This is a genomic window from Synechococcus sp. CS-603 (assembly GCF_977929215.1).
This window is the reverse complement of record NZ_OZ376778.1, coordinates 2,113,133-2,129,226: the sequence shown is the minus strand read 5'-3', so window position 1 is coordinate 2,129,226 and position 16,094 is coordinate 2,113,133. Positions and strand designations below refer to the sequence as shown.

Here is a 16,094-nt window from a genome sequence, read left to right as displayed (position 1 = left end):
CTATGGCCAAAAAGGAACCGTTTCTGCAGGCTGAGGAAGGTGCTCGTCGGGTGATGCCGGTGGTGTCGGGTTCGCCATGGGCGCCACCGCAGGCGAGCGATGTATCGGCCCGGCCTGAACTGCTGGCGCCCCCCTCTGATGACCTGGACCACCTGATCAGCGACCGGATGGAGCCGGTTGATCCGACGGTGCGCAATCCGATCTCGGCAAGTGCGCCGTATCTGGAGACGCCGGAGGGGATGCTGCGCATCCGCAAGGAAGGCGAGGCGGACCGTTTCGTGCATCCCTGCCATCTGGAGGGCTGGCTGGCTCTGGAGTGGCAGGCCGTGCTGCCGATCTCGACGGATGGCGAGGATGGCGGCACTGACCCGACTGATCCCCCCGATCCGACCGATCCCCCCGATCCACCGGATCCTGTCCTGCCGGTGATTGCCCAGCTCAAGCCTGAAGCCCCCCTGCAGGCGAAAGGAAAGCCTGTGAAGGTTTCGGTGACGGGCAGTGGCGTTGAGGCTTCTGGCGATGTGCTGATCAATGGCGCATCACAATCTGCAGCCTCGAATTACACCTACGGCAGCGAGATTGAATGCAGCCTCATCCTCGATTGCAAGACGATCAAGGAGCCCATGCAGCTGCCGGTGATTCTTGTCAACAGCGTGGGCCAGAGTGAGCCGGTGATGCTTTCTGTCGGCCCGAAGACTGCTGAAGAGTTCACAGTTGTGCCTGATCCCCAGCCCCAGCCTGAGCCCGAGCTGTTGATCATCGACTTCGCGGCGATGACCAAGGCGGAGATCAGCGAGCACTGCTTCTCTGCCTTTGATGTGTCCCTGGATCAGTCGATGACCAAGGCGGAGATGGTGTCTGAGGCCCAGCGCCTGGAGCTGGAGGCCGCCACGGCCCCTGATCCGGCTTTCGCTGATGGCCTCGGCGGTGTGCCTGGCGATTTACTGGGCTGAATGCGCCCGCGACCTACCGGCCCGCCGTTGATCGCGGCGGGCTTTTTTGTTGGTCTGGCAAAGGGTGGTAGCTCCCCTTGCCGCTGGCTCTCTGCCATGCCCTACCCGCTGCCCACCGCGACGGAGCGAGACGACGGCCGTCTGCGGTTGCTGCCGCCCCTGGGCTGCCCTGGCGGTGAGGAATGGGTGCTGCCCCAGGCGGTGGGGCGCTGGCTGGAGATCGGCTTTCGCCTGGGGCCTGTGCCGGCAGCGATGCTGGAGTTGTGGTGGATGCCCTCGGCGCGGCGCTGGAACGAGGAGCTGAGCACCGCGGCGATCGAGCTGAGCGTGGATCCCCGTGGCGTGCCGATGCAGGACCTGCAGGTGGATTGGGGTGATGGCACGGCCGAGCTGGTGCCATGGACGATCGGGCGGCCTGATGTCCCGAAGCTGCGCCACGTCTACGCCGAGCGCAGTGATCTGCTCGTCACGGTGACGATGGGGCTGTATGTGGCGTCACTGCAGGTGGCGCTGCTGGGCTGCCCGCTGCCGCCGGCTGTGGTGATCGGCCTGATGGGCCAAGGCACGGGCCAGGGCGGTGGTGGAGGCGGCCTGGCGGGCGCCCAGGCCCTGGTGCCGGGTGATGGCCTCGACGGCCGGCCGTACAACGGCAGTGCCACGGAGCTGTGGCGGCTACGGCTGCATCCCGAGGGCGGGCTGGGGCTGCTGCCGAGCCCTGTGGATGGCAAGCCCGCCCTGACGGTGATGTACGGCAGCGGAGCAGCAAGCCGGGGCACCCGCTGGTACTCGGCTGATGGGCCACCGACGCAGCAGTGGATGGAGGTGATCCAGCCGCCACCGGCGCTGGGTGATTTCTACCTGGACCGTGTGACGGGCCTGGTGTTCGAGCTGGTGGCTTGAGCGATGAGCTGGAATCCCACGGGTGAATCGATCCAGGGCCCAGCAGGGCCTGCGGGGCCTGCGGGGCCTGCTGGGCCACCCGGCCCAGGTGGTGGCTCGGGCAGCGAGCCGTTGCAGTGGCTCGATTTCAACGATCAAGCCAGCGAGCCATCGGCTCCAGCCGATGGTCTCCTGCGCACTTACAGCGCCAAGCTCTCCGGCCGGATGCTGCTCAACCAGTTGGGGCCTTCGGGCTTGCGCACGGTGCTGCAGCCGGCGCTCTTCGAGAACAATCTCTGGCTGGTGTCACCGAACCAGACGACCTCGCTCTCAGCGATCGGAGGTGCTGTGACCTCCGTGGGCACCATCGGCCACCCGGCGTCGACCGCGCCCTACGGGTGGATGTCGAGCTTCGCCACAGCGGCGACGGCGAATGTGACGGCTGGAACGGGTGGCCGTGACACGATCTGGACGCGCGGCAACGGTTCTGGCGCGGCTGGCTTTTTCTATGCGGCGCGGCTTGGCTTTCCTGATGCCAGTTACGACAGCGGCGGTCCCGGCGTCGGCACCCGCCTGTTCTGTGGCCTGACCAATCAGGTGATGTCGGCTTCTGTTGCTTCTGACAATCCGTCTGGGCACTACTGCGGCTTCTTTCGCCGCCATTCAGAACTTGGTGCTCAAGATGGCAACTGGCAGTTCGCCAGCAAGAACAACACCTTGTTGCAACTGCAGGACACGGGACTTGAGTTTCTGCCGCAACGTGCCATTGATTTCAGGGTGTTTGCACCACCCCACACCACGGAGGTGTTCTGGTCGATCGCCGATCTCACCACAGGTCAGATAGCCGAAGGCTCCCAGACCTTGAAACTGCCTGCTGGCACCATTTACATGCGTGCTGGCTTCCAGCTGCAGACGATCAATGCAGTAGCCCGGAACATTCGGATGCAGCGGTTGTATTGCGAGAGCGACCGCTGAGTGCGTGAGCGTCTGGCAATAGGAGGCAGACCGCTTCTCGCTTGATGGCCTGGACGAACACCGGCTCGATCCGCGGCCCGCAGGGCGTGCCGGGTTTACCCGGAAGTGCTGGTGCGGCTGGCAGCCCGGGCGGGGTTGGACCTGCCGGCCCGCAGGGCGTGCCGGGCGTGGCTGGCGGGCCGGGCAGCCCGGGCGGGACTGGCCCAGCGGGGCCTGCGGGCCCTGCGGGACCGGGCGGACCTGCGGGGCCCCAGGGCCCGGCGGGAACGGGGATCAACCTCAAGGGTTCAGTCCCTACCTTCTCGGCTCTGCCAACCGCAAACCGGCAGCAGGGCGATGCCTACATCGTTCAGGACGAGGGCGACACGCTCTACGTCTGGGATGCAGCGCTGGTCACCTGGATCAATGCAGGCGCGATCCAGGGCCCTGCAGGCCCTGCGGGAGCAGCTGGCCCTGCGGGACCGACTGGACCGGCGGGTGTTGGCGTCGTTGGCCCAGCTGGCGCTGCTGGCCAGCAGGGCATCCAGGGCGTGCCGGGAGTGCCTGGCGCCGCTGGCAGCGCTGGCAGCCGCGGCACGGGCTGGTTTGTGGGCACAGGCCCGCCGCTGGCTCAAATTGCGGGCTCGATCCCTGGTGATCTGTATCTCGACACCTTCACTGGAGAGGTGTACCAGCTTGGTGCTGCCCCCAGCGGTGTGCCGGTGGGCGATCTTCCCTCGATTGGCTCTTCCTATCAGGGTGGCTATTACGGCGGCCTGATCTCCCAGAGCGCCAACGGCGTGGCCACCCATGCGCTGATCATTGCGCCAAAGGCGGCGGGGATGAGCAGCCAGCAGACCAAGACCTCGAACACGGCGAGCAGCGGAGCCGACAGCAGCTTCGATGGCTTTGCCAATAGCGAGGCGGCCAACAATGCGAGTCATCCGGCCAATCAATGGGCGCGGGGACTGACGATCGCAGGTTTCAGCGATTGGTACGTGCCGGCTCTCTATGAGCTGGAGATTCTGTATCGGCGTTTCAAGCCGACCAGTGATGAAGGCAATAATGATCAGTTTGGCACCAATGCTTATGCCGTGCCGCCATCGACGAATTACACCATTTCAAGCCCTGATCGTACAGCTTTCATACCTTTCGAGCTAGGCGGTGCTGAGGCTTTCTTCGATGGGCAGATGAATACCTCGACGCAGAGTTCAGCAACAGAAGTGATTCTGCAGGACTGGTATTACGGCAACTGGTTTGCCAACAGCAAGACCTTCGCCCAGCAGACGCGGGCGATCCGCAAGATTGCGGTGATCCCCTGATGCCTTGGGTTCCCCGGATCGACACGCCCCGGCGTGAGCTGCAGGAGGTGATCGTGCCGCTGCTGGTCGGCCCAGCGACCACGACGGTTGCCTTTGATGGTCTGGGCTCTGATGCTCTGATCCGGCGCGTGAACGTGAATCTGGCCAGCTGGATCACGCTCTACAACTCTGAGGCGGCCTTCCAGGCAGACCTGCTGCGGCCTCTTAACCAGGATCCAGAGCCTGGTAGCGGCGTGGTGGCCGACCTGCGCTTCCCGTCGCTGGGCGGTGGTGCATTGCTGCTGGCGCCAGGCACCAGTTACTCCAACGCCGAGCAGCCGCTGCAGAGGCGCTTGCTGGCGCGGCTGCGGATCGAGGAGAGCGGTTCGCTGAACCCTGTGCTGGCGATCGAGGCCGTGGTGCTCACCGACTGATGGCCGCAACCCTTTCCTTCCTGCCACCGGCTGGCGCCACGCTCGACTGGCCCGATCTGGCCCGCCGCGCTGCTGGGCAGCTGGAGGGCTGGCTGGCGTTGGTGAACGGGCGCTACCCGCAGCAGCCGATCACAGTGCTCCACGGCCCTGCGGATGATGCGGCCTGGTGCGGCTGGACGCTGCAGATCGAGAGCAAGCACGGCGCCTTGGTGGCCCAGATGTTGGCCGGCGGGCCGTTGTGTCCGGTGCCCGACCGGCAGAACCGTTTTGATGTCTGGTTCGGCCTGCTGGCCGATTACGACCCGCTCGATAGCTCGCGAGGTGTGCATGGTGTTGTGGACACCGCCGTAGCGACCGATGGTTTTGGCGCTACAGCCATGATCACCAGCAACACCACCTTGCTGAGTAACAGGCTGAGCCCAACAGCTGGGCCCAATCCTCCACATTTGCAGGACTACGTTGTCTTCTCTGGTGAGGCAGAAGGCCAGGAGTATTTCGGCCTGTCGATGGCCAGCGCCAGCAGCTCGCAATCGAACCTGCTGTTTTTGATCACCCGCGAGATGAGCGAGGAGCAATGGCTGGTGATGAGCTATCTGCAGAACGGCTGCACGATGATCGCCGATCGCTCAGCGGCTCCGGGTTTCCGTCAACTGATCCGCCTGGGCTCCCAGTGGCTGTGGCAGCCGATGCTCGGCACCTCGTTCGCCTGGCCGGTGGTGGTGAACTCGACGAGCTATGCGTTCTACCAGGGGCCGGTGATCATCGAGCCGGCCCTGGTGCTGCCGGCTGACTTTCTCTGCCGCGCCCTGCTGACCCCCTTGTGGACATCCCAGGTGGACACGGCTCCGCCGGGCCAGTTCGTTGTCACAGTCGGCGGCAACCTGGCCGTGCGCATCCCGCCGCCATGACGATCAGAGGTGGCCTGCGCAACTCGCCGCTGCTGGATTGGCAGAGCGCAGGCGGCACCGCGCCGTACTCCCAGTTCTTCTCGCGCCTGCTGGCCTTCATCGCCACGGTGAACGCCACACCAGGCAATGAGAACGCCCGGCTGACGGTGCTCAAGCGCAACACCGATGCGACAGGAAGCCAACGAGGCATGGTGCTGCGGCTGCAGACCCCGACCGAGGACTGGGTGCTGCAGTGGGTACATCCGGTCAGCGACCTGGAAACACCGCTGCTGCGGGTGGGTCGTGCCCGCAACTGGCTTGATGACGGCAGCAACGGTGGCTACGGCCGCCTGCTGAACGTGAGCGCCCTCGATCCGGCGGTGGACTGCCGCAACGGCGGCAGCAACGTGATGATCCCCAGCACTTGCTCCCCTGGCGTGTTGCTCTGGGCGCAGGACACAACACCGGGGGCGGAGTGGTGGCTGTTCCATGCCGACTCGAGCGTGGTGCCGTTCGACCCGAACGGTGCGGCGAATGGCCGGCCCTGGACTTTTCTGCTCTTCCGCCAGGCCGGCACTGCCGGCTGGTGCGTGATGTTTCCGGCCCAGAATCCATCGGGCTGCCTGCTGAATCTGCAGGAGCAGTACGAGACGCTGCGCTCGAGCACGCAGTCGCTCGCGGGCTTCTCCGGCCTGGCCCGTTACGCGGCCCGTGGCGTGGCTGTGACCAGCAACACGCGCAATAGCGCCGGTGCGGCGAGCGAGAGCCCGCGGCTACAGCCGCTGCCGCTGCGCTTCTGGATGGGCCGGGTGTCTGGTGGTGAATGGGCCTACCCCCAGCGGCTGGAGCAGCAGTTCCGCACCCTTGATCTTGAGGACGTGCGTTTGTTCCAGATCGGCCGTGCCTGGTTCCAGATGACCTGGCTTGAGATCGGCCTTGCTGAGCTGGCGGCCATGCCGGCGGTTGCGGGCTGGACGACGTTCGCGGCTTACAGCGGCTGGGTGGCTGGAATGACGGACCTGCTGCTGGTGCCAAATCTGCCGGCGTTCGATGACGCCCCGCCTCTTCCGCTCAATGGCACGAACCAAGCCGCCTACGTGCCAGCGGCTTTGGCGATGGCCCATCCGCTGCAGCGCGTCTGGATGCTGGAGCTACTGCAGGACCCCCCTGATGGTGGTGACGGCGGTGGCCCTGGAGGCAGCAGCCGGCCAGAGGCAGGGGTGCTCTGGCCCCGGACGGTGGGGACATGAGCAGGGCTGGCGGGATCCAACTGCTCCCATCGCTGAACTGGCGCGGCCTGGCAGCGACTGACCCGTTTCCGCTGCTGATCGAGCGGCTTGCCGCCTTCATCGCCGTGGTGAATGCGGCCCCAGCCAATGCGGCTTCGCCGCTGGCGATCCTGCGGCAACCGAGCAGTTCGCTCGCTGGAGTGCGCCGCGGCCTGGTGCTGCAACTGGGTGGGCCTGAGCAGAACTGGATCTGGTACTGGACGCAATCGACCACGGCTGAGGACTACTGGTCGGTCGTCAATCACGGCGGCCACAGCTCGCTCTACAACGACGGCAGCAACAACGACGGCTACGGCTCACTGAGTGATCCGTTCAGTGGCGAATGGTCACGCTGGGATCTGCGTGGCCCGAGCTCTGATCCGGCGTTGCAGTGCGATGCGATGCAGGCGCAGCCTGGAGCGTCGCTGCTGCTGTTCGCGCAGGACACGATGCCTGGGGCGGAATGGTTCCTGTTCAGCGGTGATGCGGCGGCGGCACCGATGCAGACCCACTTGAACCCGAACCCCTGGACGTTCCTGCTGGCCCGTGATGGAAGCGGCCTCTGGACTGTTTGCCTGCGGCAGTTGCAGGGCATGGCGCCCAACAGCCTGGGGCGGATGGGCAAGATTGTGCTGGCGCGCCCTGGTGTGCAGCTCTCTGCCCCCAGTGCGCTGCAGCAGCGGCTGGTGAGCCGGGTGGCGCTACAGCCGGAAGTACGGCTTGAAGTGCTCTCCTTTGGGCAGCTGGGTTATCAGGACGTGCCGGATGCCTTTTTGCTGAGCTTGCCGGCGCCGCTCTGGATCGGTCCGGTGAGCAGTGATCCGGCGTTGTATCCAGAGCGGGCGATGCATGTCAACGGCCGCATCGAGCTGGAGGGTGGCCAGAGCTTGCTGCAGCTCGGCCGTGGCTTCAGTGTGGATTGGTGGCTGAGTGTGCCGGCGGGAAGCCTGCCGACCACGGCGCCTGGCTGGACTTCGTTTGCTGATTTCAGCTGGCGTGAGCGCAGCTCTGGGCTGATGCTCTACGCGCTGCCCGTCAGCAGCGTGGCGTTGGCTGATCAGAGCGATCCGCGCAGCTCGGCCTACACGCCGCTGGCGGCGCTGTGGCAGAACGCTCTGATGCGAGAGGCGGCGATTGAGCTGTTGGAGCTGCAGGGCGAGGAGGTCGAGCCCGGTGGTGGTGATGGCTCAGGCGCTGGCACGGGTTCGCCGCGGCCGAGCAGTGGGGTTCTGTGGCCCCGGAGGGTGGGAGCCCCTGCCAGCGACGACGCAACTATCTTCTGAACCCGATTCCGAGCAGGTGACACTTGAGCGGAGAAGGATGACGGCCTGGCTGTGGCCGCCCGAAGCGCTCCGGTGGACTCCCGGCGCCAGGTGAGTTGCCCGCCGGAGCTGGTGGATCAGATCGAGGCCTGGTTTCAGGGCCAGAGCTGGGTTGTCAGGCGGCAGCTGAGCTAAAGCCTCTCGGTCGGTTTTCTGCTCGTTTTCTGCTCACGCCCGAAGGTCGATCGCTGAAAAGTCAATCGGGGCGACAGGATTCGAACCTGCGACCTAGTGCTCCCAAAGCACCCGCGCTACCAAGCTGCGCCACGCCCCGGTTTTCTGAGCTTACCTGGCGCCTAGCCAAGCAATTGCTCGCAGAGGGCCAGGCCGCTGCGCAGCGCTCCCTCGACGCGGCCCTGGCCAGGACCGGCCACACCATCGCCGCAGAAGGCAATCTGGCTGGAGGGGCAGAGCATGGTTGCGATGTCCAGTCCTGGCGGCAGCGGGAAGGCAGCCCGCCAGCGCATCAGCGACCGATCAGCGGCTGGTAGCGGGGCGGGGCCGAGCCAAATTGCCAAGGTTTCCATCAGGCGGTGGTACTGCTGCTGGATCCAGGCCTGGTCCTGCCCATCGCTCACCGTGGCGTCGGTGTGGAGCACCACGCCACAGCGGCCGTCAGGCAGTGGCTGAATCGACAGGCGCTGCCAACCCCAGTGCCGCTGGGGGGAATCAGCGAACTGCAACAGCTGAAATGGCAGCGCCCGCCAGGCCAGGGCGGCTTCGGCCTCGAAGCGCAGCAGCAGATTGCTGCGGGGCACGTAGCTGAGTGTGGCGATCGCCTCAAGCGCCTGACCCAGGGCAGGATCGGCGTCGGCAGCCTGGCGCAGGGGGATGTCGCTCCAGCCCATCACAGCGACGCTGCGGGGATGGGCCAGAAGGGTGCCGCTGAGCAGCAACCAATTGACAACAGCGAGTTGCTCACCGAGGGCGCCAAACAGCTGCCACTGTCCATCGGCTGTGCGCTCCAGGCGACGCACCAAAACACCGTAATGGCTGTCGATCAGGCCGCGGGCCGTGGCCAGTAGCCCGCGGCAGAGGCCATCGCTGCCGCCGCAGCCTCGATAGAGAAAGCCCTCTGTCAGGGGGGCGCTGACTTTGAGCTGAAAATTTCCTTGGCTATCGAGGCGGCCGATCGTTCCGGTCCAGGGCTCAATCCAGCCGCCAGTTTCCAGGGTCTCAAGCAGCGGCAGCGGCTCGAGGCCGCTGATGTTAAACAAGGGGGCGCCATGGTCAAGCCGCCAACTCGGATCAACGCGGCTGCGGCGGGTTGCGCAGCGGCCACCGGGGCCACGCCCCGCTTCCCAGAGGCTGATCTCCCCGTCGAAGCCGTTGTGGCGGAGGCCGGATGCCAATGCGCAACCGGAGACACCCGCACCAATCACCGCCACATGGTCCGACCTGTTGATCAGTGCATCAGCCCCGGCCAGGTGCCGGGATAACGCAAGGTGCGCCAGTCACCTCTGGGGGTGCTCACCTCGACGCCTATGCCGATTGGCTGCTCCACAGCACCTACCTGGTCTTGCCACCAATTAAGGGCTGCTTCCCAGGCGGCTTCCATCGATTCGAAATGGTCATCAAGCACGGGGTGGGGCGAGCATTGCTGATCCACCAGTCGGTAGAGGCGGCGGGAGCTTTCGTTCAAAACAGACCTGACGCTGAAAGAAGAGGACGCCATGGGGTGAGCTGAAGCATTTCCCCATTGTGGTGACTGTGCCAGCTGCTGACTGTCACCTTGATTACCGACGGTGTTGTTCGTTACCTCAACCCCGCGTTACGTCAACACAGCGATGCAGTCGATTTCGACACGGGCGCCCTTCGGCAGGGCCGCTACCTGAACGCAGGCCCGTGCCGGCGAGACCCCGGCTCCGAAGCTTTCGGCATAGATCTTGTTCACCGCGGCGAAATCGGCCAGATCCGCCAGAAACACCGTGGTGCGCACCACCTGCTGGGCGCTGCAGCCTGCGGCCGCCAGCACCGCTGCGAGGTTGGCCAGTACTTGCCGGGTTTCAGCTTCCACATCTCCGTCCCCAACCATGCCCCCCGTCGCCGGGTCCAGCGCGATCTGACCGGAGCAGAACAGCAGCGCTCCTGCCTTCACCGCCTGGTTGTAAGGACCGACCGGAGCAGGGGCCGCTGCCGTGTTGATCGCCTCAGGGACAGAAGCCAAGGGCATGGCAAGGGATGATGGGATCACGAGCCTACGGGTGTTCGGCTGCAGACCGACCGCGACATCGCCCTTGAATTCTTCCCCGATTGCCAGCCCGATTTCCTCCAGTGATTCCGGCTGGAGTGAAGCGCCTCATCGCGACCCGGCGCGTCTGGAAGACGTCTGGCATCGCTACGGGCAATCGCCTGCTGGGGACGACTGGATCCTCAAAGGCATTCACTTCAACCTGCGCCCGGGCGAACTGGTTGGCCTGCTGGGGCCATCGGGCTGCGGCAAAACCACCCTGCTCCGCCTGATCGCCGGTTTTGAGTGCCCCAGCCGTGGCCGAATCCTGATTCAGGGCCAGGAAGTGGCCGGGAGCCAGCGCTGGGTCGAGCCGGAGCGGCGCGGCGTTGGCATGGTCTTCCAGGATTACGCCCTCTTCCCCCATCTCGACGCCTGGCGCAACACCTGTTTCGGCCTGCGGCCACGCCAGGACCGCAGCCGGGCGAGCTGGCTGCTGGAGCTGCTCGGACTCAAGGGCCTGGAGCATCGCTTTCCGCACGAGCTCTCAGGAGGCCAGCGACAGCGGTTGGCCCTGGCCCGTGCCCTGGCGCCAGGGCCTGCGCTGTTGTTGCTCGATGAGCCCTTCTCCAACCTCGATGTGGATGTGCGCCTGCGCCTGCGCGGCGAGCTCCACGGTGTGCTGAGCCGCTGCGGGGCCAGCGGTGTGATCGTGACCCACGATCCCGAAGAGGCCCTGGCGATCTGTGATCGGGTGGCGGTGATGGAGGCGGGTCGCATCCATCAGTGCGCCAGCCCGCTTGAGTTGGTGACTGAACCGGCCAGTGCTTTTGTTGGGCGCTTCGTTCTGCAACGCAACCTGCTGCCGGCCCGTTGGCAGGGCGAGCGGCTGCTCACCCCGCTGGGCTGGCTGGAGCCGGCCCACTCCCAGGCCGGCAACGGGCAGATGGCTGAATCCAGCGATCTGGAGGTGTTGCTCGATCCCACTGGGCTGGAGTTAAGTGACGATCCCCAAGGCGATGCCTGGGTGACGGGCCGGGAATTCCTTGGTCGCGAATGGTTACTTCAGGTGCAACTCAGCCATCCGGGTCAAGCGCCGATCCAGTTGCGGCTGCGGCTGCCGCTGGATCAGGAGTTCAGCCACGGCCAGCGCTGCCGGCTGCGGCTGCGCCCCGGCCAGCCTGCCCTGCTCTTTCCCCAGGGACTCACCGTCCTGCCCGTTGCAGGCGATCCGCAACCAACTGAGCCGCAATTTGCCTAGGGCCTCAATCTGCCCCATAGCTTCAGCCTGCCCAGCTTTCCTTCTGGCGCCGCCGCTCGGCCAGCTCGGCTGGGTTCTGCGCCTGCAGAAACAGGTTGGTGGCGCGCTCCAAGGCGATCGTGCTGGGAATGGTCGAGGCGCCGGCCCGGCGCTTGGTGATCACCTCCAGCAGCCGTGCCTCGATCGCCGCCCTGCTGGCCAGCGCGCCAGCTGTGGCGACGCTGGCGGCCCAGCGCAGGTTGGCGAGCGTGTACTCGTGGGCGCACCAGACCCGGGTGTCGGCGGGCAGGGCAGCAAGGCTCTGCAACGAGCGCTGCATCTGCTCGGCACTGCCTTCAAACAAGCGCCCGCAGCCACCGGCGAACAGCGTGTCGCCGCAGAACAGTTCGCCGCTACCGCCGGGCACGGCCGGCAGGACATAGGCCAGGTGAGAGCGGGTGTGGCCGGGCACTGCCAGCACCTTGATGGTGCGACCGAGCAAGGTGAGCTCCTCACCGCCGTTGAGCGATCGGGTCTGGAAGGGGATGCGCTCGCGGTCGGCGGCGGCGGCGATCACCTGGGCGCCAGGCCATTCGGCCAGCAGCCCCGGGGTGCCGCCGATGTGATCGCTGTGGTGATGGGTCTGCAGCACCGCTTCGAGTTCCAGCCCGCGCTGCCGCAGCCAGCGGATCACCGCCGGCGCCACCGCCGGATCCACCACCACCGCCCGACGGCTGTTGTGCAGCACGAACACGTAGTTGTCGCTGAGCACAGGAATCAGGGCCACATCCACCGCCACGTCCACCGCCACATCAGCGGCCCGCTCGCTTCCGGTTGGGCCCATCGTTAAAGTCCAGATTGCGGTGTAGTTCCATGATCACCGTCGCTCTGGCCAAGGGGGCCCTGCTCAAGGATTCGGTGCGGCGCTTTGCTGCTGCCGGTCTGGATTTCAGCACCCTGCTTGATGACGACAATCGCCAACTGATGGTGCCCAGTCCCTGCGGCAAGGCCCGGGCCCTGCTGGTGCGCAATGCCGATGTGCCCGTGTATGTGGCCTACGGCCAGGCCCAGCTCGGCATCGTCGGTGACGATGTGCTGCGTGAGCACCAGTTGCCCGTGGCGCCCCTGCTCGACCTCGGTTTCGGTGGTTGTCGCATGGCGGTGGCCGTCAGGGCCAGCAGTGGCTACCGCCGCGCCGCCGATCTGCCGGCCCACTGCCGGGTGGCCAGCAAATTTGTGCGCTGCGCCGAAGTTTTCTTTGACCAGCTCGATCTGCCGGTGGAGCTGATTCAGCTCACCGGATCGGTGGAACTCGGTCCGATCACCGGCATGTCCGAGGCGATCGTCGATCTTGTGGCCACAGGCCGCACCCTGCGTGACAACGGCCTGGTGGCGATCGAAGACCTGTTCACCAGCACGGCCCGCCTGATCGGTCACCCGATCGCCCTGCGCCTCGATCAAGGGGAGCTGCAGTCGATTGTGGAGCGGATTGCTGCCACCTCAAGGCTGGCCAGCCCTGCGGGGGTGGCCTGATGGCCAGGCTTGATCGGGTCCGCCTGCAGCGGCTGCTGCCCTACCTGGGTCGCGACCGTCGCCGCCTGCTGCTCACCCTGCTGCTGCTGATTCCGGTGGCCTTGTCCTCCGCCATTCAGCCCCTGCTGGTGGGTCAGGCGATCTCGGTGTTGCGCCGGGAACCCACCCTCGGTTGGCTTACGGGTCTGGCGGTCCCCGAGGCGATGCGTCTGCTGGTGTTCCTGCTGCTTGGGGCCGTGTTGTTTCGGCTCGCTCTCCAGGGGGTCCAGAGCTACAGCGTGCAGGCGGTGGGACAGCGGCTGACGGCCCGGATCCGCAACGACCTGTTTCGCCACGCCATGGAGCTCTCGCTCCGCTTCCACGACCGAACCCCCGTGGGCAAGCTGCTCACCCGCCTCACCAGTGATGTCGATGCCCTTGCTGAAGTCTTCGGCAGCGGGGCCGTGGGGGTGTTGGCCGATCTGGTCACCCTGTTGGTGATCGCCATCACCATGCTCACGATCGAGGCCCGGCTCGGGGCCTTGCTGCTGGTGATCCAGATCCCCGTGGTGTTGTCGATTCTTTGGCTGCAGGGCCGCTACCGCAAGGCCAACTACCGCGTGCGGGAGGAGCTCAGCCAGCTCAACGCCGACCTGCAGGAAAACCTCCAGGGTCTGGAGGTGGTGCAGATGTTCCGGCGGGAGAGCACCAATGCGCAGCGGTTCTCCGTCACCACTGACGCCTACCGCAAGGCGGTGGGAGGCACGATTTTCTACGACAGCTCCATCTCGGCCTTCCTGGAATGGGTGTCGCTGACGGCCGTGGCCGTGGTGCTGGCTCTCGGTGGCTGGATGGTGACCACGGGGGCGATGGGGTTGGGCACCCTCACCACCTTCATCCTGTTCTCCCAGCGGCTGTTTGATCCGCTGCGCCAGTTGGCGGAACGCTTCACCCAGATTCAGGGCGGTCTCACGGCCGTCGAGCGGATCGGCGAGCTCCTCGAAGAACCGATTGAGATCAGCGACCTGGCCGAGTCCCAGCGCAGCCTTGCTGCCGTCCATTCCGGCCTGGAGCGCTCCAGCGCCGGCGAGGTGATCTTCGAGAACGTCTCGTTTGCCTACCGCCCCGATGATCCGATCCTGAGCGACCTGAGTTTCCAGATCGCGCCTGGTGAGCATGTGGCCTTAGTCGGCCCCACCGGCGCTGGTAAAACCACCGTGATCCGCCTGCTCTGCCGCCTGTACGAGCCGCAACAGGGGCGGATCCTGCTCGATGGCATCGACATCCGCCAGTTGCCGATTGCCACCCTGCGCCAGCGGCTTGGTGTGGTTCTGCAGGACACCTTTTTGTTCAGCGGAAATGTGGCCGACAACCTGCGCCTCGATGCCGCCATCGACGACCAGGCCATGCTGGCGCTCTGCCGAGGCCTGGGCCTTGAGGCGCTGCTGCGCCGGCTCCCCGATGGCCTGGCCACGGAACTGCGGGAGCGCGGCGGCAATCTTTCCTCCGGAGAACGGCAGCTGCTGTCGGTTGCCCGGGTCGCCATCCGCAATCCCTCGGTGCTGGTGATGGATGAGGCCACCGCCTTTCTCGACCCCTCCACCGAGGCCACCCTGCAGCGCGACCTCGACAGGCTGCTCAAGGCCCGTACGGCGATCGTGATTGCCCACCGCCTGGCCACTGTGGAGGCGGCTGATCGCATCCTGGTGCTGCGCAAGGGCCGGCTGATTGAGCAGGGCACCCACCAGCAACTACGCCGGCAGGGTGGCCTTTATGCCCAGTTGGCGGAACTTCAGGAGCGTGGATTGGTCAGGCTCTGAGCGCTGGGGAAGCCCTGGCCATCCCTGGTTCTGCCGCTGCCAGCGATCCGTTTTTCCAGCCAGGCGTCGATCAGGGCGGCCAGCTGGCGGGGGCTCTCGCGCATCGGCAGATGGCCGCAACCGTCGAGGACCGCCAGCTCATGCTGGTCGCTGTAGCCGGCCAGGTGGCGCACGTAGCGGGGCTCCATCACCTGGTCACGGCTGCCGGCAATCCAGAGGCTCGGCACCTGAAGGGCGGCGGTGAGGCCTGGAATCTCGCGTACGGCCGCCCGGCTGGTGCTGCAGGCCAGCAGCCCCAGGGCGGCACGGCGATCGGCGATCAGGGGACTGCGGATCGAGGCGGTTCCCGGCCAGCCGGCCAGCCAGCCTGGCCGGAAGCGCAACAGGGCGGCGCCCCCCTGCCGCAGCCGGGCGAAGGCCCGTGGCTGGTAGACCCCTCCGCCGACGCCGATCTGGATCACCCCAAGCAAGTGGTCACCGAGCAGGGGAGCGGCATGCAGCGCCAGGCTGCCACCGAGTGAATGGCCCACCAGCACGATCGGTCTGTTGCCGGCCTGTTCCAGGCTTTGCTGGGCCACCCAGCGGCCGTAGCTGGCCAGGCTTGGCTGCAGGCCCCGGGGTCGGGGCCGCTGACCGAACCCCGGCAGATCGGGCGCCTCCACCCGCCAGCGGGGTGCCAGTTCCTCCAGTAGGGGATGCCAAAGCTGGCCGGAGAGCAGCCAGCCATGCAGGCAGATCAACAGGGGGTCGCCGGTGTTGCGTGCTGGCATCCCTTCAGCGTTGGTTGCCTTCCAGCCTGCAACGGCGCGCCGAGGATCGGGCAGGATCGTGCCATTGCGTTGCCGCGCCCCTCTGGTTTGGATTCCACCGACTTCCTGGCCAGTGCCTACGGCTCCCAGTTCCGGGTCTGCCCCACGCCCAATCCGAAGCTTCAGCTCGTCTTGAGCCTGGAGAGGGAGATTGATCTGCTCGAACTCGAGAGGCTCTGCGATGCCGTCGGTTGGAGCCGCCGGCCCCTGCGCCGCGTGCGCAAGGCGCTTGAGCACAGCTTGCTGAGGGTGGGGCTCTGGCGACACGATCCACGCCTGCCGAAGCTGGTGGGCTTTGCCCGCTGCACCGGTGATGGGGTGTTGGAGGCCACGGTCTGGGATGTGGCGGTCCATCCCACCTACCAGGGGGCGGGGCTGGGCAAGGAGCTGATGGCTTTCGTGCTCGAGCAGCTGCGGCAGATGGAGGTGGAGCGCGTCACCCTGTTCGCTGACCCCGACGTGATCGGCTTCTACCAGCTGCAGGGTTGGCAGCTGGAGCCCCGTCAACGACGCTGCGCCTTCTGGTATTCCCCCTGAATGGCCTG

General features: G+C 66.1%; 18 protein-coding genes and 1 tRNA gene. 13 read left to right on the top strand and 6 right to left on the bottom strand.

The window, feature by feature from the left end:
* Positions 1 to 2: 2 nt before the first annotated feature.
* The 9 genes from ACXMDM_RS11195 (at position 3) to ACXMDM_RS11155 (ending at position 8,133) form a co-directional block, all read left to right on the top strand.
* Complete coding sequence (locus tag ACXMDM_RS11195) at positions 3 to 953, top strand: hypothetical protein (RefSeq protein ID WP_071799655.1); 951 nt, start codon at positions 3 to 5, stop codon at positions 951 to 953.
* A 96-nt stretch (positions 954 to 1,049) separates the two neighbouring features.
* Positions 1,050 to 1,853, top strand: coding sequence for a hypothetical protein (locus ACXMDM_RS11190; RefSeq protein WP_071799654.1), 804 nt, complete (start codon positions 1,050 to 1,052; stop codon positions 1,851 to 1,853).
* 3 nt (positions 1,854 to 1,856) lie between these two features.
* Entirely contained in the window at positions 1,857 to 2,807 is a 951-nt protein-coding gene (locus ACXMDM_RS11185) for a hypothetical protein (RefSeq protein ID WP_071799653.1), read from the top strand.
* Positions 2,808 to 3,346: 539 nt separating this feature from the next.
* A complete protein-coding gene (locus tag ACXMDM_RS11180; protein ID WP_499569622.1) occupies positions 3,347 to 4,108 on the top strand; it encodes a hypothetical protein in 762 nt (253 codons plus the stop codon).
* Positions 4,108 to 4,521, top strand: a complete 414-nt coding sequence (locus ACXMDM_RS11175; protein WP_499569620.1) for a hypothetical protein — start codon at positions 4,108 to 4,110, stop codon at positions 4,519 to 4,521. Before ACXMDM_RS11180 ends, ACXMDM_RS11175 begins: the two co-directional genes overlap by 1 nt.
* Positions 4,521 to 5,429, top strand: coding sequence for a hypothetical protein (locus tag ACXMDM_RS11170; RefSeq protein WP_499569618.1), 909 nt, complete (start codon positions 4,521 to 4,523; stop codon positions 5,427 to 5,429). The genes ACXMDM_RS11175 and ACXMDM_RS11170 overlap by 1 nt, the downstream gene beginning before the upstream one ends.
* The gene (locus ACXMDM_RS11165) at positions 5,426 to 6,658 is read left to right on the top strand and encodes a hypothetical protein (RefSeq protein WP_499569616.1); all 1,233 of its coding nucleotides are present in this window, start codon (positions 5,426 to 5,428) and stop codon (positions 6,656 to 6,658) included. The genes ACXMDM_RS11170 and ACXMDM_RS11165 overlap by 4 nt, the downstream gene beginning before the upstream one ends.
* Positions 6,655 to 7,959, top strand: a complete 1,305-nt coding sequence (locus ACXMDM_RS11160) for a hypothetical protein (protein ID WP_145537031.1) — start codon at positions 6,655 to 6,657, stop codon at positions 7,957 to 7,959. Before ACXMDM_RS11165 ends, ACXMDM_RS11160 begins: the two co-directional genes overlap by 4 nt.
* A gap of 51 nt (positions 7,960 to 8,010) precedes the next feature.
* Positions 8,011 to 8,133, top strand: coding sequence for a hypothetical protein (locus ACXMDM_RS11155; protein ID WP_499569614.1), 123 nt, complete (start codon positions 8,011 to 8,013; stop codon positions 8,131 to 8,133).
* A 65-nt stretch (positions 8,134 to 8,198) separates the two neighbouring features.
* On the opposite strand, the gene ACXMDM_RS11150 is transcribed toward ACXMDM_RS11155, so the two are convergent.
* The 4 genes from ACXMDM_RS11150 to ACXMDM_RS11135 all read right to left on the bottom strand — a co-directional run bounded on the left by ACXMDM_RS11150 (position 8,199) and on the right by ACXMDM_RS11135 (position 10,171).
* A tRNA-Pro gene (locus ACXMDM_RS11150) sits at positions 8,199 to 8,272 on the bottom strand.
* A 22-nt stretch (positions 8,273 to 8,294) separates the two neighbouring features.
* Positions 8,295 to 9,350 carry an NAD(P)-binding protein gene (locus ACXMDM_RS11145; protein ID WP_233830846.1) on the bottom strand — a complete coding sequence of 352 codons (1,056 nt, stop codon included), beginning with the start codon at positions 9,348 to 9,350 and terminating at the stop codon, positions 8,295 to 8,297.
* Between the two features lie 53 nt (positions 9,351 to 9,403).
* Positions 9,404 to 9,673 carry a hypothetical protein gene (locus tag ACXMDM_RS11140; RefSeq protein WP_071799571.1) on the bottom strand — a complete coding sequence of 90 codons (270 nt, stop codon included), beginning with the start codon at positions 9,671 to 9,673 and terminating at the stop codon, positions 9,404 to 9,406.
* A gap of 96 nt (positions 9,674 to 9,769) precedes the next feature.
* Positions 9,770 to 10,171, bottom strand: coding sequence for a Rid family detoxifying hydrolase (locus ACXMDM_RS11135; protein WP_071799570.1), 402 nt, complete (start codon positions 10,169 to 10,171; stop codon positions 9,770 to 9,772).
* Between the two features lie 64 nt (positions 10,172 to 10,235).
* On the opposite strand from ACXMDM_RS11135, the gene ACXMDM_RS11130 reads away from it, so the two are divergent.
* Positions 10,236 to 11,429: an ABC transporter ATP-binding protein gene (locus ACXMDM_RS11130; protein ID WP_370454115.1), complete on the top strand. Its 1,194-nt coding sequence runs from the start codon at positions 10,236 to 10,238 to the stop codon at positions 11,427 to 11,429.
* A gap of 22 nt (positions 11,430 to 11,451) precedes the next feature.
* Here ACXMDM_RS11130 and gloB read toward each other — a convergent pair whose 3' ends face one another.
* Complete coding sequence (gene gloB / locus ACXMDM_RS11125; RefSeq protein WP_071799569.1) at positions 11,452 to 12,252, bottom strand: hydroxyacylglutathione hydrolase; 801 nt, start codon at positions 12,250 to 12,252, stop codon at positions 11,452 to 11,454.
* Positions 12,253 to 12,281: 29 nt separating this feature from the next.
* Here gloB and hisG point away from each other — a divergent pair, with 29 nt between their 5' ends.
* Entirely contained in the window at positions 12,282 to 12,941 is a 660-nt protein-coding gene (gene hisG, locus ACXMDM_RS11120; protein WP_071799568.1) for an ATP phosphoribosyltransferase, read from the top strand.
* Positions 12,941 to 14,740: an ABC transporter ATP-binding protein gene (locus ACXMDM_RS11115; protein WP_259723005.1), complete on the top strand. Its 1,800-nt coding sequence runs from the start codon at positions 12,941 to 12,943 to the stop codon at positions 14,738 to 14,740. Before hisG ends, ACXMDM_RS11115 begins: the two co-directional genes overlap by 1 nt.
* On the opposite strand, the gene ACXMDM_RS11110 is transcribed toward ACXMDM_RS11115, so the two are convergent.
* Positions 14,713 to 15,510: an alpha/beta fold hydrolase gene (locus tag ACXMDM_RS11110; protein ID WP_259723004.1), complete on the bottom strand. Its 798-nt coding sequence runs from the start codon at positions 15,508 to 15,510 to the stop codon at positions 14,713 to 14,715. The two genes, ACXMDM_RS11115 and ACXMDM_RS11110, sit on opposite strands and share 28 nt — an antisense overlap.
* Before the next feature lie 69 nt (positions 15,511 to 15,579).
* Here ACXMDM_RS11110 and ACXMDM_RS11105 point away from each other — a divergent pair, with 69 nt between their 5' ends.
* Positions 15,580 to 16,086: a GNAT family N-acetyltransferase gene (locus ACXMDM_RS11105; protein ID WP_370454114.1), complete on the top strand. Its 507-nt coding sequence runs from the start codon at positions 15,580 to 15,582 to the stop codon at positions 16,084 to 16,086.
* Positions 16,087 to 16,094 lie beyond the last annotated feature (8 nt).